This window comes from Kribbella sp. NPDC055110, assembly GCF_053607525.1.
In genome coordinates this window covers 213,655-233,269 of the sequence record NZ_JBSGTS010000001.1, presented here as the reverse complement: position 1 = coordinate 233,269, position 19,615 = coordinate 213,655, and the positions used below count along the sequence as shown (strand labels likewise).

The 19,615-nt window shown below is 67.6% G+C and carries 18 protein-coding genes and 1 pseudogene; 5 read left to right on the top strand and 14 right to left on the bottom strand.

Annotated elements, in window-relative coordinates:
- Positions 1 to 4: 4 nt before the first annotated feature.
- Positions 5 to 1,501, top strand: a complete 1,497-nt coding sequence (locus ACWF0M_RS01025) for an MFS transporter (RefSeq protein WP_452233531.1) — start codon at positions 5 to 7, stop codon at positions 1,499 to 1,501.
- On the opposite strand, the gene ACWF0M_RS01020 is transcribed toward ACWF0M_RS01025, so the two are convergent.
- Positions 1,477 to 2,385 carry a LysR family transcriptional regulator gene (locus ACWF0M_RS01020; protein WP_452233530.1) on the bottom strand — a complete coding sequence of 303 codons (909 nt, stop codon included), beginning with the start codon at positions 2,383 to 2,385 and terminating at the stop codon, positions 1,477 to 1,479. The two genes, ACWF0M_RS01025 and ACWF0M_RS01020, sit on opposite strands and share 25 nt — an antisense overlap.
- A 122-nt stretch (positions 2,386 to 2,507) precedes the next feature.
- On the opposite strand from ACWF0M_RS01020, the gene ACWF0M_RS01015 reads away from it, so the two are divergent.
- The 3 genes from ACWF0M_RS01015 to ACWF0M_RS01005 all read left to right on the top strand — a co-directional run bounded on the left by ACWF0M_RS01015 (position 2,508) and on the right by ACWF0M_RS01005 (position 6,613).
- On the top strand, positions 2,508 to 3,257 hold the full coding sequence (locus ACWF0M_RS01015; protein ID WP_452233529.1) for an SDR family NAD(P)-dependent oxidoreductase: 750 nt from the start codon (positions 2,508 to 2,510) through the stop codon (positions 3,255 to 3,257).
- Positions 3,258 to 3,281: 24 nt separating this feature from the next.
- Positions 3,282 to 4,124: an alpha/beta fold hydrolase gene (locus ACWF0M_RS01010; protein WP_452233528.1), complete on the top strand. Its 843-nt coding sequence runs from the start codon at positions 3,282 to 3,284 to the stop codon at positions 4,122 to 4,124.
- A gap of 224 nt (positions 4,125 to 4,348) precedes the next feature.
- Positions 4,349 to 6,613 (top strand): N,N-dimethylformamidase beta subunit family domain-containing protein, encoded by a 2,265-nt coding sequence (locus ACWF0M_RS01005; RefSeq protein ID WP_452233527.1) that lies wholly within the window; start codon positions 4,349 to 4,351, stop codon positions 6,611 to 6,613.
- An 84-nt stretch (positions 6,614 to 6,697) separates the two neighbouring features.
- Here the strand turns inward: ACWF0M_RS01005 and ACWF0M_RS01000 are convergent, their stop codons facing one another.
- From ACWF0M_RS01000 to ACWF0M_RS00955, 10 genes and pseudogenes are all read right to left on the bottom strand, one after another.
- The gene (locus ACWF0M_RS01000) at positions 6,698 to 7,321 is read right to left on the bottom strand and encodes a DUF1345 domain-containing protein (RefSeq protein WP_452233526.1); all 624 of its coding nucleotides are present in this window, start codon (positions 7,319 to 7,321) and stop codon (positions 6,698 to 6,700) included.
- Positions 7,322 to 7,340: 19 nt separating this feature from the next.
- Positions 7,341 to 7,991 (bottom strand): manganese catalase family protein, encoded by a 651-nt coding sequence (locus ACWF0M_RS00995; RefSeq protein WP_452233525.1) that lies wholly within the window; start codon positions 7,989 to 7,991, stop codon positions 7,341 to 7,343.
- A 33-nt stretch (positions 7,992 to 8,024) separates the two neighbouring features.
- Positions 8,025 to 8,471 carry a thioredoxin gene (gene trxA, locus ACWF0M_RS00990; protein ID WP_452233524.1) on the bottom strand — a complete coding sequence of 149 codons (447 nt, stop codon included), beginning with the start codon at positions 8,469 to 8,471 and terminating at the stop codon, positions 8,025 to 8,027.
- A 30-nt stretch (positions 8,472 to 8,501) separates the two neighbouring features.
- Positions 8,502 to 11,147, bottom strand: coding sequence for an ATP-dependent chaperone ClpB (gene clpB, locus ACWF0M_RS00985; RefSeq protein ID WP_452233523.1), 2,646 nt, complete (start codon positions 11,145 to 11,147; stop codon positions 8,502 to 8,504).
- On the bottom strand, positions 11,138 to 11,443 hold the full coding sequence (locus ACWF0M_RS00980) for a chaperone modulator CbpM (protein WP_452233522.1): 306 nt from the start codon (positions 11,441 to 11,443) through the stop codon (positions 11,138 to 11,140). Before ACWF0M_RS00980 ends, clpB begins: the two co-directional genes overlap by 10 nt.
- The gene (locus tag ACWF0M_RS00975; protein ID WP_452233521.1) at positions 11,440 to 12,405 is read right to left on the bottom strand and encodes a DnaJ C-terminal domain-containing protein; all 966 of its coding nucleotides are present in this window, start codon (positions 12,403 to 12,405) and stop codon (positions 11,440 to 11,442) included. The genes ACWF0M_RS00980 and ACWF0M_RS00975 overlap by 4 nt, the downstream gene beginning before the upstream one ends.
- Before the next feature lie 4 nt (positions 12,406 to 12,409).
- Positions 12,410 to 12,913 (bottom strand): nucleotide exchange factor GrpE, encoded by a 504-nt coding sequence (locus ACWF0M_RS00970; protein ID WP_452233520.1) that lies wholly within the window; start codon positions 12,911 to 12,913, stop codon positions 12,410 to 12,412.
- Positions 12,913 to 14,778, bottom strand: a complete 1,866-nt coding sequence (gene dnaK / locus ACWF0M_RS00965; protein ID WP_452233519.1) for a molecular chaperone DnaK — start codon at positions 14,776 to 14,778, stop codon at positions 12,913 to 12,915. The genes ACWF0M_RS00970 and dnaK overlap by 1 nt, the downstream gene beginning before the upstream one ends.
- 404 nt (positions 14,779 to 15,182) lie before the next feature.
- Positions 15,183 to 15,820 (bottom strand): annotated as a pseudogene (locus ACWF0M_RS00960) (hypothetical protein).
- A gap of 30 nt (positions 15,821 to 15,850) precedes the next feature.
- Complete coding sequence (locus ACWF0M_RS00955; protein WP_452233518.1) at positions 15,851 to 15,985, bottom strand: hypothetical protein; 135 nt, start codon at positions 15,983 to 15,985, stop codon at positions 15,851 to 15,853.
- Between the two features lie 21 nt (positions 15,986 to 16,006).
- Here ACWF0M_RS00955 and ACWF0M_RS00950 point away from each other — a divergent pair, with 21 nt between their 5' ends.
- Complete coding sequence (locus ACWF0M_RS00950) at positions 16,007 to 16,555, top strand: FadR/GntR family transcriptional regulator (protein WP_452233517.1); 549 nt, start codon at positions 16,007 to 16,009, stop codon at positions 16,553 to 16,555.
- Here the strand turns inward: ACWF0M_RS00950 and ACWF0M_RS00945 are convergent.
- The 3 genes from ACWF0M_RS00945 to ACWF0M_RS00935 all read right to left on the bottom strand — a co-directional run bounded on the left by ACWF0M_RS00945 (position 16,536) and on the right by ACWF0M_RS00935 (position 19,470).
- A complete protein-coding gene (locus tag ACWF0M_RS00945) occupies positions 16,536 to 17,360 on the bottom strand; it encodes a ZIP family metal transporter (protein WP_452233516.1) in 825 nt (274 codons plus the stop codon). The two genes, ACWF0M_RS00950 and ACWF0M_RS00945, sit on opposite strands and share 20 nt — an antisense overlap.
- Before the next feature lie 101 nt (positions 17,361 to 17,461).
- Complete coding sequence (locus ACWF0M_RS00940; protein WP_452233515.1) at positions 17,462 to 18,688, bottom strand: YncE family protein; 1,227 nt, start codon at positions 18,686 to 18,688, stop codon at positions 17,462 to 17,464.
- Positions 18,685 to 19,470: a polysaccharide deacetylase family protein gene (locus ACWF0M_RS00935; protein ID WP_452233514.1), complete on the bottom strand. Its 786-nt coding sequence runs from the start codon at positions 19,468 to 19,470 to the stop codon at positions 18,685 to 18,687. Before ACWF0M_RS00935 ends, ACWF0M_RS00940 begins: the two co-directional genes overlap by 4 nt.
- Positions 19,471 to 19,615: the final 145 nt, after the last annotated feature.

Sequence of the window (19,615 nt, the reverse complement as noted above, 5' to 3'; positions counted from 1 at the left end):
GATCATGACTTCAGACGCTGAGCGGGCCGACGAGAACCGACGCGAGTCGTTCGGGGAGACGGGTAGAACACCACCCGGCCGCCGATGGTGGGCCCTGGCGGTGATAGCGATCGCTCAACTGATGGTGGTGCTCGACGGCACCGTGGTGACCATTGCGCTGCCCTCGGCGCAACGCGACCTGGGTATCACCGACGCCGATCGGCAGTGGGTAGTCACTGCCTACACCGTCGCATTCGGTGGCCTGCTACTGCTGGGAGGACGGATCGCCGACTACACCGGCCGCAAGCGGATCTTCCTGGTCGGGCTACTCGGGTTCGCTGGCGCGTCGGCGCTCGGCGGTGCAGCCCAGAACGGCGCGACGCTCTTCGGCGCCCGGGCCCTCCAGGGCGCGTTCGCGGCGCTGCTCGCGCCCGCTGCGCTGTCACTGATCACGGTGACCTTCACCGAGGTCAAAGAGCGGTCCCAAGCGTTCGCGGTCTACGGCGCAATCTCGGGAGGTGGCTCAGCGATCGGACTGATCCTGGGCGGCACGCTGACCGAGTACGCGTCGTGGCGCTGGTGCCTGCTGATCAATGTGCCGATCGCGATCGTGGCCTTCGTTGCCGGCACGATCCTGGTCACCGAGAGCAAGTCCCGGGGCGGGAGCTCGTACGACGTTCCTGGCGCGATTCTTGGCACGGCGGGCCTGGTCGCCCTCGTGTACGGATTCACCCAGGCGGCCAAGACCGGTGTCGGCTGGCTCTCGGTCGAGGTGATCAGCTATCTCGTGGGCGCCGTCATCTTGCTGGTCACGTTCGTGCTCGTCGAGTTGCGGACGACGAGCCCGCTGTTGCCGATGCGGGTGGTGCTCGATCGCAATCGCGGCGGATCGTATCTCGCCTCATTGCTGGTCTTCGCCGGGCTGTTCGCGATGTTCCTGTTCCTGAGTTACTACTTCCAGTACAACCTTGGCTACAGCGCTCTGAAGTCGGGTATCGCGTTCCTGCCGTTCAGCATCGGCATCATCGTCACCTCGGGCGTGGTGTCGGCCCAGCTACCACGCACCGGACCCAAGCCACTCATGCTGATCGGGCTCGCCATGGTCGCGATCGGCCTGGGCAGCTTCACATTCATCTCGGACACCAGCAGTTGGGCTACCAGCGTCCTGCCCGGAGAGTTACTGATGAGCGTCGGACTGGCGCTGGTGATCGTGCCGCTGTCGAGTCTTGCGCTCACCGGAGTGAATGACGACGACGCGGGAGTCGCCAGCGCGGTGCTCAACTCGACCCAACAGATCGGCGGGTCCTTGGGCACAGCGCTGTTGAACACCTTCTATGCGAGTGCGGTCACGTCGTACGTCGTTGCGCATCACCTCTCACCGTCCGCATTCAATCCGCCGGCCGCGATCCACGGCTATCACGTGGCGTTCTGGATCGGGGCCGCGCTGATCACCGCGGCCTTCGCGGCAGTCCTGGTCTTCGTCAACGCAGGCAGGGGTTACGTGCCGGCCGTCAAAGGATGAGACGTTCCGATCGTGAGGTCGTCGAGGCGGGACAGGAAGAGCTTGAGGGCCGGCGAGGTGTTGGACTTGCTGTAGCCGACCGCGATCTCGATCGTCGGTGCCTCGCCCTCCAGTGGACGGCTGACGACGGAGGGCGGGAGGAGGTTCTCGGCGTACGCCGGCATCAGCGACAGTCCGCGCGTGGACGCGACCAAGGACATGGCCATCGCCAAGTTGTCGACGCCGTGGTCCCAGCGGACTTCGACGCCCGCGCGACGGAAGTACTCCTCGGTCGCGGCGCGCAGCACCGTGGCCTTGTTCGAACCACCGATGAAGGTCTCGCCGACGAAGTCCTGCGGGCGGACGGAATCCCGTGCGGTCAGCCGGTGATCGCTCGGCAGCAGCGCGACGAGCGGCTCCCGGTCGACCACGACGTACTCGAGGTCGTAGCCCGGCTCCCGACGCAGGAAGGCGACATCGACCCGGCCGCGGGCCACCGCTTCGGCGAGGTCCGGCGAGTAGTCGCTGGAGACCGTCACGTCGAGGTTCGGCAGCTCGTCGTGCAGCACCTTCATTGCGCGCGGCAACCAGTTCATCTCGTGCCCGGTCTGGAAACCGATGGCCAGCGCCTTGCGTGCGGGCTGCGCCGTCCGGCGAGCCGCTTCGACGGCGGCATCGACCTGCATCAGCGCCAGGCGCGCGTGATCGAGGAACTCCCGGCCCGCGGCTGTCAGTTCGACACCGTGCACACTGCGCGCGAGCAACTCGACCCCGACCTCCTTCTCCAGGTCCCGGATCTGCCGGCTGAGTGATGGCTGGGAGGTGTGCAGCCGCCGCTGGGCCGCCTCGGTCAGACTGCCGGCCTCGGCGACGGCGACGAGGTACCGAAGGTGTCGCAGCTCCATCGCGCTCCCATGCTCGCGGGGTATGCCCCCATTCTACAAAGTCTTTTTCATTTCAACTAGACACGCCTAGGTTGATGAGGTCTTCCATACCTCGTACGTCATACCTCACAGGAGTTCACGATATGTCTGACAAGCAGGTAGTCCTGATCACCGGCGGCCTCACCGGAATCGGCAGAGCCAGTGCCATCGCCTTCGCCGCCACCGGCGCGAACGTGGTCGTTGCCGGTCGGCGCGACGCGGCCGGCAAGACGCTCGCCGAAGAACTACGCGCACTCGGCGCCGAGGCCGAGTTCGTCAACGCCGACGTCCGCCGCGAGGACGACGTCCGCGCCCTGGTCGACCGGACGGTCGAACTGTTCGGCCGTCTCGATGTCGCGGTGAACAACGCCGGCACCGAAGGCCGTCCCAGCCCGATCACCGATCAGACCGCGCAGACGTACGCCGACACGTTCGACACCAATGTCCTCGGCGTGATCCTGAGCATGAAGCACGAGATCCGCGTGATGCAGACACAAGGCTCCGGCAGCATCGTCAACATCTCCTCGACCTACGGGCACGAGGGAGCGGCCGGCGCCGCCGTCTACGTCGGCAGCAAGCACGCTGTCGAAGGCATCACCAAGTCGGTGGCGCTGGAGGTCGCCGGATCGGGAGTCCGCGTGAACGGCGTGGCCCCCGGACCCACCGACACCGGCATGCTGACCCGCTTCACCGGCACGCCGGAGAACAAGGCCGCTCTCGTGACCGAGGTTCCGATGCGCCGCCTCGGCCTGCCTGAGGAGGTCGCCGACGCGATCGTCTATCTCACGTCGGAACGGGCGTCGTACATCACCGGCCACATCCTCAACGTCGACGGCGGCCACTCCGCCAGCTGATCTCTGCCAGCGAAGGAATCCCCTATGCACACGCACGACACCGCGCCGACACAGTTCGTCGACGCCGACGGCGTCCGCTTCGCCTACCGGCGCTTCGGCAACCCCGCCGGTACGCCGATCGTGTTGCTCCAGCACTTCATGGGCAACCTCGACAACTACGACCCCGCGATCACCGACGCACTCGCCACCGGCCGCGAGGTGATCCTCACCGACAACGCCGGGGTCGGACGGAGCAGCGGTACGGCGCCTGAAACGGTGGACGGAATGGCGAAGGACATCGCCTCGCTCGTCGACGCTCTCAACCTCGAGCACGTCGATCTCGTCGGCTTCTCGATGGGAGGCTATGTCGCCCAGCAGCTCGCGGTCGATCGCCCCGACCTCGTTCGCCGACTGATTCTGGTGGGCACCGGACCGCGAGGCGGAGACGGCATGGGGGCGCTGGCCACGGACGTCGCACCGCTGTTCGGGAAGGTCTACGACCCGCAGGATCTGATGTGGCTTCCGATCTTCTTCTCGCCGTCGGAGTCGGGTCAGGCCGCCGGCCGACGCTTCCTGGAACGCATCCGCGCACGAACCCAGGATCGTGACGTCCCGGTCTCGGACACCACCGTCGCGGCCCATCTCGCGGCCGCACGCGCGTGGGGAACAGCCGCCCCCCGTAGCTACGACTACCTCAAGCAGATCCCGCAACCGTCGCTGGTTGTCAACGGCAACAATGACATCGTCGTCGCCACCGTCAACTCGTACATCCTCCAGCAGAACCTCCCCGACGCGGAACTGATCCTCTACCCCGACTCCAACCACGGATCACACTTCCAACACACTGCCTCCTTCATCAACTCCGCAACCAACTTCCTCGACCGCTAGGCACCATCCCCGACCACACCGCCGCACCAAGCCGCGGCCTCGCACGGCAAGGGCAAGTGAGGTTGTCGGACCACCCACCTCCGCGTGGCTGAAAGCGACCGGTCGAGCACCTGGAGTTGTGATCTAGGCCAATACATCACTGATCGGCAACATTTTCACTGCGCTGGCGTTTCATCTCGTAGTCTCCCTCCGGGGATTGATTGGAACGACGCGTGGGGGGATCCATGTTTCGGAGGCTTCTCGCCTCAGCTGCTGCATTGGTTGTCGCGGTCGCGGCGGTCGTGTTCATCGACCGGGCGGCCGACGCGGCTGCGGCGAGCATCAGCGTCACGGCGACGCAGGCGTCGAACGGGACGACCACGCTGACGTACCGCGCGACCGTCCTCAAAGCGGGTGCGATCCGCGAGGTCACCATGGCGATCCCGGCCGGGACCACCGGGCGGGTCACGTCGATCAACGGCACGGTCAGCTCGGTCACGAGCACGGTGCTGCGTTGGCGACCCACCCGCGCCACGAACGTTGCGGTCGGCGCGCGACTCGCGATCCCGCTGTACGGTCTGCGGCTGCCTTCGGGCGGCCCGTGGACGCTGGGGTTCAAGTCGATCGGTACGGCGGGTCAGGTGATCACGTCCGGTGCCGGCGTACTGCAGCCGTTGAAGACCTACACCGCCTCCGTCGCGGTCAAGGCATCGAACCCGATTCCCGCCCAGACAACGAACCTGACGTACCAGGCCACGATCACCAGCGCGGGCACCCTGACCGCCGTACGCATGAAACTGCCGACCGGGGCCACCGGCACCTTCAGCACCATCAACGGCACGCTCTCGGTCGACGCCGGCTACGTGACCTGGAAACCGAAGGCACCGCTCAACGTCGTAACCGGTGCACGCCTGGCGATCCCGGTCAACGGCGTCCAGCTCTCCCGGTACGGCGGAACGATGAGCCTCACTGTCTCCGCGACCACCCCGACCGGCGCCGTCCTGAGCACCGGCGCCGGCAGCATCGCGTTCATCGCACCGCCTGCCGAGATGCCTGCCGTCGCAGCCGCGGGCTTTTCCTCGCCTCCTGCCGGATGCCCCGACGCCTGGCCGGCGACAACCTCCGAGAACGCCAAGCCTGGCACCGGTGACTGGGTCATCCCGACCGGCACGAACGGGACGATGGCCGCCTACCTGACGCAGGTTTCGGCCAGCTGCGGCGACTCGGTGGACCTCAAGGTCACCTCCGGCAACCCGGTCAGCGTCGTCGCCTACCGGATGGGGTACTACGCCGGACTCGGCGCGCGCGAGATCTGGCGGCAGGACGACGTACCGACCGTGGTTCAGGAATCACCGACCACCGGCGGGGTGTCGGACGACGGCAAACCGCTGCGTATGACGTCGGCTGCGACCTGGTCCAAGACGCTCAGCATCCCCGTGGACAAGGACTGGGCGCCGGGAACGTACCTGATCAAGATCAGCGACGGCACCTCCGCGACGTACGCACCGCTGACGGTCCGCGACGACACCGCCACGAAGCACGACCTGATGGTCCTGCAGGCGACCGCGACGTGGCAGGCGTACAACACCTACGGCGGCGTGAGCTTCTACACAGGTGTCGATACCGGGTCCGGCCGGCTGACGTTCGACCGGCCGTACAACGAGGGCCAGGGCTCCGGCCAGTACCTCACCCTCGAACAGGGACTGGTGTTCTGGGCCGAGTCGAAGGGCCTCGACGTCACCTACTGGACCGACAACGACCTCGACCAGTACGGCGGTCAACTGCCGACCCGAGCCGGGACACTGTTCCTGCCCGGACACGACGAGTACTACTCGCTGCGGATGCGGGCCGCGCTCAGCCAGGCGATCGCCCACGGTGTGAACGTCGCCAACCTCGGCGCGAACACGGCGTACCGCGAGATCACCTTCACCGACGAGACCCGCCGGGCCTGGGACATCGACCGGTACACCGACGGCTACAACTCCACGACCTGGCGCTTCCAGGGTGACGCCTACGCGTCGCAACCGCTGCTCGGCGCGGAATACATCTGCCCGGTGATGGGGAACACGCTGACAACCGGCACCGGATGGATTTTCGATGGTGTCCCCAACGGTACGGCGCTGCCCGGGTTCATCGCCGGCGAGGTCGACTACGTCTGGCCGGATCTCTACAAGCAGCCAGGCCTGACAACGCTCACCAGCGGCTCCGGAACGTGCCGCTCGAACGGCCGCGCCGCGCCCATGCACGTCACGGCCTACACCGCGCCGTCGGGCGCCCGCGTCCTGAACGGTTCCACGTTCGCCTACGGCTGCTTCCTCGTCGGCCGCTGTCCGTCGAACTGGACAGTCCCCTCCCCCGACGCCGCGTCACAGAACGCAGTCGCCACGATCGTCGGCAACATCACCCAATGGGTCTCCCGCGGCACCATCGCCGTACCGGCCGACACCACAGCCGCCAAGATGCGCGTCGCCGTACCGAAGCACCCACTGCAAACCAGCACCCAACCCTAAGCGGCGGCCGGGCGGCCGTCGGATCCGTCGTCACGTCACCGACGGTGAAGATCCCGAACTGCACAGCAGTCCTCCCCACGGATGTCACCGGGTCACGATGCCGGCGACGAGGTTGATCGTGGCGGCGAGGATGACCGTTCCGAAGGCGTACGAGAGCAGGCAGTGCCGCAGTACGACCGAGCGGATCGCGGCGCTGGACACGCTGGTGTCGGAGACCTGGTAGGTCATGCCCAGGTTGTAGCTGAAGTAGAAGAAGTCGCGGTAGGCAGGGGGTTCGTCGCTGTTGAAGTCGATGCCACCGGTGGGCTGGAGGTAGTAGAGGTGCGCGTAGCGGGCGGCGTACATCATGTGCAGCATGGCCCAGTTCATGAAGACGCCGGCGAGGCCGACGGCGGCGGCGGAATTCTGGCTGTGCGAGTCACCGAGCAGCAGGAGCAGAGCGATGCCGGTGAGGCCGCCGAGTGTCACTGCCACCACGGTCGACTCCTCGACGGCGGGCCGGAAATCCTCGCGGCCGACGAAGTGCTGAGTGGCGGCCGATGTCATCGGCCACAACACAAGCACTCCGGTGACGACGAACGCCGCAGCCATCGCCGCGATACCCGACAGCACTCCCAACGGCACGTTCCAGGCCAGGGCGACAACTGCTCCCACGACGCACCCGGCGGCCAGCGCTACGAGCAGCCGCGAAACCGCCGTCGTCGGCATGCCGCCCCTCATCGATGGTTCACGATCTCGGTGAGGTGGTTTTCCCTGGATACACGCGCTCCTCCGGTTCCTCGGTGAGGGCCGTGACCGCCGTGGCGCACTCCCGGCGGTGTTCGTCGGTGCGGGCGAGCAGACACGACAGCAGCAGCCGGATGTCCGGGTCGTCGGTGCCGTCACGCAGGTCGCGAATGGCCGGACGGTGATCACGCTCGGCATGGGCGTTCGCGAGGAAGTCGGCGACCAGGTTCTGCCGGTCGGTCGTGCCGGACTGACGCCACGGGTTGGGCAAGGCACTGACACCCGCAGGCTCCTCAGGCTGCCGGTCGGCCATCGACACGATCGTGCTCTCCAGGTCGGTCCCGCCCATCACGGCCGCGACCACCGGGTTCGCACGCATCACCTGGTCGACGGTTTCCGCGGGTGCGCCTTCCAGCAGTCGCGCGATCATCGTGGCGAGCATCTCGACCATCGCGACCTGGTCCACGCCGAGGTGAACCAGCGTGTCGCGGTACCGGCCGGGAACCGGCGCGGTCCAGCCGCTCAGGTAGTGGGTGGCGACGTGGATCTCGTGATACTGATCGGCGAGAACGTGTTCCAGGCGGTCGGCGTACCGGAGATCGGGCCGGTCGGGCCGGCAGGCGAACTGCAGATCGCGTCGGTGGTTGAACATGAGTTGCTCCAACTGTTCGGGGGGGTGACGGTCTCAGCGGCCGGATCGGTTGCTCAGGGCATCCTCCAGCCAGGGACGCAGTACGGCGACCGGCGCGGCGCCGATCTGGGTGGCGATCGCGCGGCCGTTGCGGAACACCATCAGGGTCGGTATCGACCGGATGTCGAACTGGCGCGACACCTCCGGCGCCTCGTCGGCGTTGATCTTCACCAACTTGAGCTCGCCCGCCTTCTCGGTGGCGAGTTGTTCGAGTACCGGGCTGACCATCCGGCACGGACCGCACCACGGCGCCCAGACGTCGACCAGCACCGGGATCCGGGACAGTTCGACGACGTCGGCGAAGTCCCGGTCGCCGGCGTCGACGACCCAGGGCAGCGGCTTGCCGCACTTGCCGCAGACCGGCTTCCCGTCACCGGTCGCCTGCACCCGGTTCTTCTGGCCGCAGTGCGGGCAACTGACGATGTCAGAACGAGCCGCCATGCTCCCTCCCTTCCGAGGAGATCTCGCCAGTCAGTCGTGGTCGGTGTCGCTAGGGGTCTGCGGCGGGTTCTCGACGTCGACGACGAGCTTCTGGCCGTCGAGCGACACCTTGACGACCGCGCCGTCGACCACGTCGCCGGTGAGCAGCGCGCGGCCGACGCGGGTCTCGACCTCGCGGGCGATGAAGCGGCGCAGCGGGCGCGCGCCGTACACCGGGTCGAAGCCTTGTTCGGCGATGAAACGCAGCGCGTCGTGGGTGACGTCGAGAGTCATCTGCTGGTCGGCGAGCCGGGTGCGCAGGTCGCCGAGCATCAATTCGGCGACTTGCTCGATCTCGGGCAGCGTGAGCGGCGTGAACAGGACGATGTCGTCGACGCGGTTCAGGAACTCCGGCCGGAAGTGGTGCCGCAGGTCGGCCATCACGGCGTCCCGCGCGTCCTCCTTGATCTGGCCGTCCGGCGTCACCCCGTCCAGCAGGTACGACGACCCGATGTTCGACGTCATGATGATCACGGTATTCCGGAAGTCGACCGTTCGCCCTTGCGCGTCGGTCAGCCGCCCGTCGTCGAGCACCTGCAGCAGCGTGTTGAAGACATCCGGGTGCGCCTTCTCGATCTCGTCGAACAACACGACGGAGTACGGCTTGCGGCGTACCGCTTCGGTCAGCTGACCGCCTTCCTCGTACCCGACGTACCCAGGCGGCGCACCGACCAGCCGGCTGACCGTATGCCGTTCCTGGTACTCGCTCATGTCGATCCGGACGATGTTGTCCTCGGAGTCGAACAACGCCCCCGCCAGCGCCTTCGCCAGCTCGGTCTTCCCGACCCCGGTCGGCCCGAGGAAGATGAACGACCCGATCGGCCGCCGCGGATCCTTGATCCCGGAGCGCGCCCGGATGATCGCGTCGGCCACGACGTTGACCGCCTCGTCCTGGCCGATCACGCGTTCGTGCAGGATCTCGTCCAGCCGCAGCAGTTTCGCGCGTTCGCCCTCCTGCAACCGGGTGACCGGGATCCCGGTCCACCGAGACACGATCGAGGCGATCTCCTCGTCGGTGACCACCTCGCGCAGCAACCGCCGACCGCCACCCTGTTTGGTGGCGAGCTGGTCCTCTTCGGCCAGGAGCCGCCGTTCGAGCTCGGGCAGCTTGCCGTGCCGGAGTTCGGCGGCCCTGTTGAGGTCGTACTCACGTTCGGCCTGGTCGGCGTCGTGACGGAGTTGTTCGATCTGCCCGCGCAGGTCCTGGGTGCGGTGGACCACCTGCCGCTCAGACTCCCATTGCGCGCGCATCGCGTCCGACTCCGCGCGCAGATCGGCGAGCTCCTTGCGCAGCTCCTCGAGCCGGGACTCGCTGGCCGCGTCCTCTTCCTTGGACAGCGCCGCGTCCTCGATCTCCAGACGGGTGACGCGGCGGGTGAGTTCGTCCAGCTCGGCCGGCATCGAGTCGATCTCGGTCCGCAACATCGCGCACGCCTCGTCCACGAGGTCGATCGCCTTGTCCGGCAGGAACCGGTCGGTGATGTAGCGATGACTCAGTACGACGGCGGCGACGAGCGCGCCGTCCTGGATCTTCACGCCGTGGAACACCTCGAGCCGTTCGCGCAGGCCGCGCAGGATCGAGATCGCGTCCTCGACCGTCGGCTCGTCGACCACCACCGGCTGGAACCGGCGTTCGAGCGCCGCGTCCGGTTCGATGTGCTTGCGGTACTCGTCGAGCGTCGTCGCGCCGATCATGTGCAGCTCACCGCGCGCGAGCATCGGCTTCAGCATGTTGCCCGCATCCATCGCACCCTCGGTCGCACCCGCGCCGACCACCGTGTGCAACTCGTCGACGAACAATAGGATCCGTCCCTCGGCCGCCGTGACCTCGTTCAGCACCGCCTTCAGCCGCTCCTCGAACTCGCCGCGGTACTTCGCACCCGCCACCAGCGCCGCCAGATCCAGCGCGAACACCGCACGATCCTTCAGACCTTCGGGTACGTCGCCGTTCGCGATCCGCTGCGCCAGACCCTCCACGATCGCGGTCTTCCCGACGCCGGGTTCTCCGATCAGGACCGGATTGTTCTTCGTCTTCCGCGACAAGATCTGGATCGTCCGCCGGATCTCCTGATCTCGCCCGATCACCGGATCCATCCGCCCGGTCCGCGCGTCTGCGACCAGTTCCCGCCCGTACTTCTCCAAGGCCTCGTACGCCGCCTCAGGCATCGCCGACGTGACGCGCTGGTTCCCTCGGATCGCAGTGAGTGCCTGCAGGAACTTCTCCCGCGTCAGACCCTGCTCGCGCGCCCGCCGTCCCGCTGCCGTCTCCGCGCCTTCGTCGAGCAGCGCCATCAGCAGGTGTTCGACGGACACGTACTCGTCCTTCAACCGCTTCGCCTCGCGCTCAGCGGTGTCGAACACCTTCGACAGCCGCTGCGTGACGTGCACCTGACCCGGTTCGGCGCCAGGCCCCGTGACTTTGGGGCGCCTGCTGAGGTCGGACTCGAGATCCGCGCGCAATCGGTCGGGGTCGGTGCCGGCCTGGGTGAGCAGCCGGGGAATCAGTCCGTCGGGCTGATCGAGCAGCGCGAGCAACAGATGCTCGCCGTCGACCTGCTGGTGCCCGAAACGCAGCGCCTTGGTCTGCGCGTCGTGCATGGCTTCCTGCGACTTCTGCGTCAGACGATTCAGGTCCATGATCGGCCTCCGGAAGGTTTGGCACGGAGTGCTTCTTCGTGGGCAGCGAGCCGGTCGAGCAGGTCCATCACCAGCCCGACTGCGGCGTAGTTGAGCGAGAACGCGGCCCGCAGTCGCTGGATGCGCGCGACCGCGGCAACGTCGTCGTACGTGAACCAGAGCCGGCCGGACACGTCCCGCGCCGGTTCCAGCAGTCCGAGCGCGACGAGCCTGACCACCAGGTGCGGATGTACGCCGGCCAGCCGCCCGAACGTCTCCACGTCCAGCAGCAGCGGACGCGCCAGCGCCGTACTCATCGCGACCTCCTCGGGTCGAACGTGGTCGCCGCAGCGAGCTGCTCGTAGAGGTGTTGCTCCTCGTCGGACAGCTTGTCGGGCATCACGATCCGGATCTCGGCGTACAGGTCGCCCTTCCCCAGGCCCCGCCCCTTCAAGCGCAGGCGTTTCCCACTCGACGTACCGCCTGGCACGCGGAGCTTCACCTCACCGCCTGGTGTCTCGAGTGCGACCTGCGCGCCGAGCGCGGCCTCGGACGCGGACACGGGCAGATCGACGGAGATGTCACGCCCCTCGACCCGGTAGCGCTTGTCCGGCAGCAGCTTGACGACCAGGTAGAGGTCACCGGCCCGCGCGTCGCCACTCCCCTGCCCGCCCTGCCCGGCCAGCCGGATCCGCTGCCCGTCCGTCACCCCGGCCGGGATCGAAACCTCGACCGTGCGCCCGCCGTCGGGGCCGGAGATTGTCAGCCGTCGGTGCCCGCCGTTGTAGGCCTCGGGGACGGTCAGCTCGAGCTCGACCTCCTGGTCGGCGCCCGGGATCGGTCCCCACTGCCGCCGCCCGCGGCCCCCGAACATGCCACCGAGCAGATCCTCCAGGTCCACGTCCCCGGCGCCGTCGCCCCAGCCCGCGGACCCGCTCCAGCCACCCCGGCTACCGGTCGCCGCCGAGCCGTCCTGGCCGGTCCACCACCCGCCGGGCGCACCACGGCCGCCTCCGGCGCGTTGCGCTCTGGCCCACGTCTCCGGGTCGACATCGGGCGGGACCCTGCGGAAGTCGTCGCCGAACGCGTCGTACCGCTTCCGCTGGTCGGGATCCGACAGTACGTCGTACGCCTCGGAGACCTGTTTGAACTTCTCCTCGGCCCCCGGGTCCTTGTTGATGTCCGGGTGGTACCTCCGGGCCAGCTTCCGGTACGACCGTTGCAGCTCGTCGGCCGTCGCGTCCCGACCCACTCCGAGCAGCTCGTAGAAGTCGGCCATGGCACTACGACTTCGCGACGACGACCGAGGCGGGCCGCAGCAACGCGTCCGCGTTCCCGTACCCCGGCCGGACCACGGCGATCACGGTGCCGGGCTCGGCGTTCGGGTCGGCGATCGTGCTGACGGCCTCGTCAACAGCCGGGTCGAACCGCTCGCCGGTCGGGTCGAACCTCGGATACCCGAGCCGGCTCAGCGCCGCCACAGCCTGTTCGTGGACCGCCTTGATCCCTTCGACGACCGCCTCCGCGCCGCTGTCGGCGTGCTGCAGGGCCAGCTCGAGGTTGTCCACGACCGGGAGCCAGGCGACCGCCGCCCGGGAACGCTCGGCGGCCCGTTCCCGGTCCAGGTCGCGCTGGTACCGCTTCCGCAGGTTGTCCAGGTCGGCCGCCGTACGGCGCAACTGATCGTCGAGACGAGCGATCTCCTCGTCCTTGTCCGCCTTCTCGTCGACGACTGCTGCGGCTTCTTCGGCTGAGGCGGCAGCCGCGTCGGCCTGCTCGCTCGACATCAGTCGACCGTGAAGTCGGCGTCGATCACATCGTCGTCATCCGGCCCCGCCTTGGGTTCCTGCGGTTGTTCCGGCCTGCTCGCCAGCAGGCTCTGGTACACCTGCTGCAGCTCCTGCGTCAGCGGCCGCACCCGGTCGAGCCCGGCGCCTTCCTTCACCACCTGCCGCGCATCGGCCACCAACGTCTCCGCGCGAGCCTTCTCGTGCACCGCGACCGTGTCGCCGAGCTCGGTCAGCCGCCGGTCGACCTGGTACGCGACCGCGTCCAGCTCGTTGCGCGCATCGACCTCCTCGCGCAGCCGGGTGTCCTCGGTCCGGTGCTGCTCGGCGTCAGCGACCATCCGGTCGACCTCACCCGGATCCAGCGCCGAACTCTCCGTGATCGTGATCCGCTGCTCGACCCCGGTGTCCTTGTCCTTCGCCGACACGTTCAGGATCCCGTTCGCGTCGATGTCGTACGTGACCTCGACCTGCGGCTCACCACGTCCCGCCGGCCGGATCCCCTCCAGCCGGAACCGCCCGATCACCCGGTTGTCCGCGGCCCGCTCCCGCTCGCCCTGCAGGACGACGATGTCGACCGCGTTCTGGTTGTCCTCCGCCGTACTGAACGTCTCCGTCCGCCGCGCCGGAATCGTCGTGTTCCGCTCGATGACCTTCGTCATCATCCCGCCCAGCGTCTCCACGCCCAGCGACAACGGCGTCACGTCCAGCAGCAGCACGTCCTTCAGCTCGCCCTTGATGATCGCGGCCTGCGTCGCGGCGCCGATCGCGACCACCTCGTCCGGGTTCACGGTCATGTTCGGGTCCTTGCCACCCGTCAACCGACGGACCAACTGCTGTACGGCGGGAATCCGCGTCGACCCACCGACCAGGATCACCTCGTCGATGTCGTTCGCCGTCACCTTCGCATCCGCCATCGCCTGCTGCACCGGCCCCAGGCACCGCTCCACCAGATCGTGCGTGATCTCGTCGAACGTCGACCGCATCACCGTCACCACCAGATGCTTCGGCCCCGTCGACGTCGCGGTCACGAACGGAAGATTCACCTGCGTCTGCGACACCGACGACAGCTCGACCTTCGCCTTCTCCGCCGCCTCGAACAACCGCTGTAACGCCTGCGCGTCCTCCCGCAGGTCGACACCCTCGGTCTTCTTGAACTCGTCCGCCAGGTAGTCGACCAGCCGCCGGTCGAAATCGTCACCACCCAGATGCCCGTCACCCGACGTCGACAACACCTCGACCACACCGTCGCCGACCGTCAGCACGCTCACATCGAACGTGCCACCACCCAGGTCGAACACCAGCACGGTCTCGTTCTCCTGCTTGTCCAGCCCGTACGCCAGCGCCGCCGCGGTCGGCTCGTTGATGATCCGCAGTACCTCCAGACCCGCGATCTTCCCCGCGTCCTTGGTCGCCTGCCGCTGCGTGTCGTTGAAGTACGCCGGAACGGTGATGACCGCCTCGGTCACCTTCTCGCCCAGGAACTTCGACGCGTCCTCGACCAGCTTGCGCAGCACCAGCGCGGAGATCTCCTCCGGCGCGTACAACTTTCCCCGTACGTCGAACCGCACCGACCCGTCCGGCCCCTCGACCACGTCGAACGACACCGCGGTCATTTCGCTCGTGACCTCGTCGTACCGCCGCCCGATGAACCGCTTCGCCGAATAGATCGTGCCCTTCGGATTCAGGATCGCCTGCCGCCGCGCCAGGTTCCCGACCAGTCGCTCACCGTCATCGGTGAACGCCACCACCGACGGAGTGGTGCGGGAACCTTCGCTGTTCGGAACGACGGTGGGCTGGCCGCCCTCCACGACGGCGATCACCGAGTTGGTGGTGCCCAGGTCGATACCGACTGCCTTCGCCATGTCCGTCTCCGTCCGTCTCGGTCGTCCACCGGCACGGTTCTTGTTGCCTCAGGTCTTGTTGCCTCAGGCATCAACCCGCGCCGGATCCTCAGGCACGCTGGAACGCTACCGCCGGCCGGGCGAGCCGGCGGTAGATCGCAGTGGGATTTGTTCGACGCTACTGCCGCCCTTGTCCGACACGCCAGAAGCTAGGCCCTCAACAGCCGGAATTGCTGTGGTGGCGCCGAACAACCAGGTTTGTGCAGCCCGACAGTCATCAGGTAAATGAGCCACGGACTCGTAGCACTTCCCGCCGCCGGTCGTTCTGAACAGCGACGGGGGACGTTCGTCAGGGGCGGGTTGAAGCGGGGGCCCGCCCCTGACGTTCCGTCAAGGGCGACCGGCGAGGGGCGTGCGTTCGTAGATCACGGCGAGCGACGGGTCACACTTCCGTCGGGGCTCAGTTGAGCCTGAGCTCCAACCCAGTCCGGTACGGCCGCGCGGCCGCCACGTCTGCAACCCGAGCCCGACGGAGTCGAACAGCGTGATGTCGGTGTCCGTACGACGTCGTGGCTGTCCACCACGACGCGGCTGCGGGCGATGCCAGCGCCGTCGATCTCGCGGTGATCAGGGCGCGGCGGCGCCCCCACCACGTTCACGTGCAACCCCTGGCCGGAACCACTCCCCCGGACCACCGGCTCACGCGACGGCGTCAACGTGCACAGCACATCAGCCCCGCGCACAACCTCGTCGGGGCCGTCGGCAACAACTACCTCCGTGCCCGGTCCCGTGCGTACGCAGCGAACGCCTCGACCGTCGCCTTCGTCCGGCTCCACACAACGACCTTCTCGATCGTCAGCACACAGCTCAAGGCCTCGAGGCGTGCCCGCGCCTGCGCCCCGGCCCCGACGAATCCAAGCGTCCGCGACTGCCTACGAGCCAGATGCTTGGCCGCGACCGCCGGCGCCGCCGCGGACCGGAACAACGTCAACGCCGGACCGTCGAGAATCGCCTCACACGACCCGGTCTCCGGATCGACGAGCAGGACCGTCGACTGCTGCACCGGAAGCGACCACGCCGCGTCTGCCGATGCTCATGACAGCACCGCGACCAGATCGTCGTACGCCGGTGGCGCGCCGAGCAGCACCCGGCCGACCACGGACACGGCGTCGGACGCCGGGCGGGCCTGGGTGGAGGCAAGCTGGTTCGGCGAATCAGTCGAGTGCATCGGACCGACCTCCTTCAAAGGATGTTTCGTCGCGTCCGCATCCCGTCGGAGACTGAACTGGTCGAACAACTCGGCGTCAGCCGGGCGTACGTGCGGGAAGCTGTCCGCGGCCTGGTCCGCGCGGGTCTGCTTGCTACGCGGCAGGGTGACGGGACGTACGTGACCGCGAGCGACGCCCCCAAACCGGTTTGGGGAGCCACACCCACCCGAATCAGCCTGCAACACTCCCCAAACAACCGGAATCGGCCGCAGGCTCCATCTTTGAGAAGCTACCGACCATCATCGGGGCGCGAGAATGGTCGGTGGGTTCTCAAAGATGCGATCCGCGGGTCGATCCGCTCCGAATGGGGAGTGTTACAGGCTGGTTCGGGTGGGTCTTGCTCCCCAGACCGGTTTGGGGAGGCCTTGGCGGCGCTAATGCTGGGCGCGCCGCGCAGCACGCGCCAACAATTTGTGTCATGGACTTCAGAAGTTGGACAGCACCGGCTCGAGGTTCGGGCTCGTCACCGGCACGGCCTACCAAGTAGCCGCGTTCTTCTGACTCAGGACGCTAGACGCCGGCGGCGGTGATGACGGCGTCGGTGGCGAAGCCGAGGGCGAGGCCGAGCAGGATCATCCAGGTGGTGAGTTCTTTGAGGCCGGTTCGGCGGGCGACGGCGAGCAGTTCGATCACGACGTACAGGATCGAGCCTGCTGCCAAACCGAGGAAGGCGACCGACAGGGTGTCGTTGACGACCCGCTGGCCGATCAGGGTGCCGACGAAGGTCGGGCCACCTCCGATCAGTCCGAGCAGGCCGAGGGTTGCCCAGGACGGCCGGGTGCCTTCGGCGGCCAGTGGCGCGACGATGCCGAAGCCTTCGGTGGCGTTGTGCAGGCCGAAACCGACGATGAGCAGGACCGCGAGGGAGATCTCGCCGGAGGCGGCGGAGTTGCCGATCGCCAGACCTTCGGCGAAGTTGTGCAGTCCGATACCGACAGCAATCATCAGGGCCAGCCCAGCAGCCGACGACGGCTGGGCGCGGGTCAGTTCGGTAGCGGCGGCCGCACCGGGCCCGTCCGGTTTCCGTGCTGCGTTGCGGCGGGCCATCCAGCGGTCGTAGCGGACCAGTCCGACCAGGCCGATCGCCAGGCCGATCGCGAGGACCAGGCCGGACACGGCCGCCTTGCCCCACTCGTGATCGCTCAGCGCGGCGTCGGTCGGCTCCCACGCCTGCCCGAGGACGTCCCACAGCAAGAACAGCAGGATCCCGATCGCGACCGCGTTCAGAGCGGCCTTCAGGCGTGGCGCCGGATTGCGCAGGCGTCCCAAGGGGAGGCCCAGGAAGATGGTGAGCCCCGCGATCGCACCGAGCAGGGCGATCTTCGAACCGGACATGACGTGTACTCCAAGGGTGGGAACTGCTTGAACCAGCGAGGCGAAGATAGATCAGGCGAGCCTCACCTAACAAGTCCTCAGCTGCTGCAGGGGGCGGGCTGTCAGCGAAAGACGCCGGTGTGACCCAGGGAGTAGCGGCCGGGTTGTGGGAACACGGCGAGGCCGTGCGGCCCGGATCCGACCTTGATCCGGGCCAGCAGTTTGCCCGTGGACAGCCGGATCGCGTACACGACGCCGTTGTAGCGGCCGGAGACCCACAAGACGGTTCCGTCCGGGGAGACGCCGCCCATGTCCGGGCTGCCACCACCGGGGATGCGCCACTTGGCGACCACCCGCCGGCTCGCGAAGTCGAGCAACGAGATCGAGCCCTCGTCCCGGTTGGTGATGATGAGGCGCCGCGAGTCGCGAGTGACGTAGAGGCCGTGCGCGCCTTTCCCGGTGGGGATGAAGCCCCGCAGAGCAAACGCTTGCGCTGACAGCAGCCAGACGCCGTCGCTCATCATGTCCGCGATGTAGTAGACCTTTCCGTCCGGCGAGAGCTTGACGTCCTGCGGCATCGGTTGCTTCATGCGCCGACGCGTCGGCAACCTGAGGACCCGCAGGACGCGCTCGCCGACGGTGTCGACCAGCAACAGCTGACCGGAGAACTCGCACGAAACCACGAACGTCCGGCCGTCCGCCGCGAAGTCCGCGTGGTTGACCCCGGCGCAGGGGGCCGGCGCCACCTTCTGGATCGCCATCGTGTGCGGGTCCCGGAACACCAGCTGCCGGTCGGCGGAGGCCATCACCACGGCGTGCTTCCCGTCCGGCGTGAAGTAGAGGTTGTACGGATCGTGGACGACGACCGGCCGACCCGGAAGCCCGGTCCGGGGATCGATCGGGGTCAGGCTGTTCCCGAGGTCGTTGTTGACCCAGAGCGTGTGCAGGTCGAACGACGGTACGACGTGCTGCGGCTCGTGCCCGACCCGGAACGTCCGCAGTACCTTGTAGGTCCGTGGATCGATCTCGGTGACGGTGTCGCTCTTGCTGTTCGGTACGTAGATTCGCTCGGGTATCCCGCGGACGGCCGGCGCCAGCCGACCCGGCCGGTCGGCTGCCCACACATCGGCCGGAGACAACGGCGGAGGCATTCCCGGAAGCGCACCCGGCGATCCGTTGACCTTGGGCCGGACGGACGGAGCCGTGCTGGGCCGGACTGACGGAGCCGTGCTGGGCTGGACTGCCGGAGTGGACGACGCCGACTTCGGTCCGACGGCGCTACCCGAGCAACCTGAGCAGGCGAGTGCCAGCACGACGACCGCCGCTTCCAGCAGCACCAGACGGTTCATTCGAGCAGCTCGGTCAGCGTCACCGGCTGCAGGCGTTTCGCGGTGAGACCGGTCAGGATTGCCGGCAAGGCTTCGATGGTGACCGAATGGCCGAGGTGGAGGCTGACGATCGAACCGGGTTGGACGGTGTCGAGGACGGCACGCCGTACCGTCGCGGCATCGGGATCCTTCCAATCCAGGCCGTCGACGTCGTACGAGACACAGGTGCCATAGCCGGCCGCGGTTGCGGCCGCACGGATCACCGGTGTTGTCTGCTGGGTGCCGGATGCGCGGAACCAGCGTCCCGGAGATCCGGCCGTACGACGTAGTACAGCCGCGCAATCGGCCACCTCGCGGTGTGCCTCGGGTGCTGCAAGTCGCCTCATGGACTTGTGGTGCATGGTGTGGTTACCCAGATCATGTTTGCCCTGCAGGATTCGTTTCGCCATCTCCGGATGGCTTACGAGCCAGGTACCCACCACGAAGACGCTGATCCGTACTCCGGCCTTCTCGACCTGGTCGAGCAGCGTCCGGGCGAGGGCGGGGTCGCCATTGCCGTGAAAGGTCAACGCAACCTTGGGAACCGACCTCGGACCATGACCCACCTCGACTGCACCCTGCTTCGGCACCGGGGTCGACGCGGATCTGCGCGACGGAGCGACAGACGGAGTGGCCGACGGCGTGACGGGCGCGTCGGTGACCGGTGGCGCGGTTGCCTGATCCTGTTCGGTGCAACCAGCCGCTGTCGCGCCGCCAAGTGCAGCCAGGGTCGAGCGCAGCACGGTCCGCCGGTTCAGAGCCATGCATCGAACCTACAAACGCCGACCTGAGAAACCGATGAGAGACCGTCCGCAGCTGCGACCTCAGCGGTCAAGCTGATCGAAAGGTTGCTGCTCCTAGCTTGCTGAGTGTCGCCCGGCTCTGTCGAGAGCCGGGGCACTCGAGGAG

Coding starts and splice junctions, on each gene's coding strand:
- ACWF0M_RS01025 (WP_452233531.1), top strand. CDS start 5: ATGACTTCAGACGCTGAGCGGGCCGACGAGAACCGACGCGAGTCGTTC.
- ACWF0M_RS01020 (WP_452233530.1), bottom strand. CDS start 2,385: ATGGAGCTGCGACACCTTCGGTACCTCGTCGCCGTCGCCGAGGCCGGC.
- ACWF0M_RS01015 (WP_452233529.1), top strand. CDS start 2,508: ATGTCTGACAAGCAGGTAGTCCTGATCACCGGCGGCCTCACCGGAATC.
- ACWF0M_RS01010 (WP_452233528.1), top strand. CDS start 3,282: ATGCACACGCACGACACCGCGCCGACACAGTTCGTCGACGCCGACGGC.
- ACWF0M_RS01005 (WP_452233527.1), top strand. CDS start 4,349: ATGTTTCGGAGGCTTCTCGCCTCAGCTGCTGCATTGGTTGTCGCGGTC.
- ACWF0M_RS01000 (WP_452233526.1), bottom strand. CDS start 7,321: ATGCCGACGACGGCGGTTTCGCGGCTGCTCGTAGCGCTGGCCGCCGGG.
- ACWF0M_RS00995 (WP_452233525.1), bottom strand. CDS start 7,991: ATGTTCAACCACCGACGCGATCTGCAGTTCGCCTGCCGGCCCGACCGG.
- trxA (WP_452233524.1), bottom strand. CDS start 8,471: ATGGCGGCTCGTTCTGACATCGTCAGTTGCCCGCACTGCGGCCAGAAG.
- clpB (WP_452233523.1), bottom strand. CDS start 11,147: ATGGACCTGAATCGTCTGACGCAGAAGTCGCAGGAAGCCATGCACGAC.
- ACWF0M_RS00980 (WP_452233522.1), bottom strand. CDS start 11,443: ATGAGTACGGCGCTGGCGCGTCCGCTGCTGCTGGACGTGGAGACGTTC.
- ACWF0M_RS00975 (WP_452233521.1), bottom strand. CDS start 12,405: ATGGCCGACTTCTACGAGCTGCTCGGAGTGGGTCGGGACGCGACGGCC.
- ACWF0M_RS00970 (WP_452233520.1), bottom strand. CDS start 12,913: ATGTCGAGCGAGCAGGCCGACGCGGCTGCCGCCTCAGCCGAAGAAGCC.
- dnaK (WP_452233519.1), bottom strand. CDS start 14,778: ATGGCGAAGGCAGTCGGTATCGACCTGGGCACCACCAACTCGGTGATC.
- ACWF0M_RS00955 (WP_452233518.1), bottom strand. CDS start 15,985: ATGCACTCGACTGATTCGCCGAACCAGCTTGCCTCCACCCAGGCCCGC.
- ACWF0M_RS00950 (WP_452233517.1), top strand. CDS start 16,007: ATGTTTCGTCGCGTCCGCATCCCGTCGGAGACTGAACTGGTCGAACAA.
- ACWF0M_RS00945 (WP_452233516.1), bottom strand. CDS start 17,360: ATGTCCGGTTCGAAGATCGCCCTGCTCGGTGCGATCGCGGGGCTCACC.
- ACWF0M_RS00940 (WP_452233515.1), bottom strand. CDS start 18,688: ATGAACCGTCTGGTGCTGCTGGAAGCGGCGGTCGTCGTGCTGGCACTC.
- ACWF0M_RS00935 (WP_452233514.1), bottom strand. CDS start 19,470: ATGGCTCTGAACCGGCGGACCGTGCTGCGCTCGACCCTGGCTGCACTT.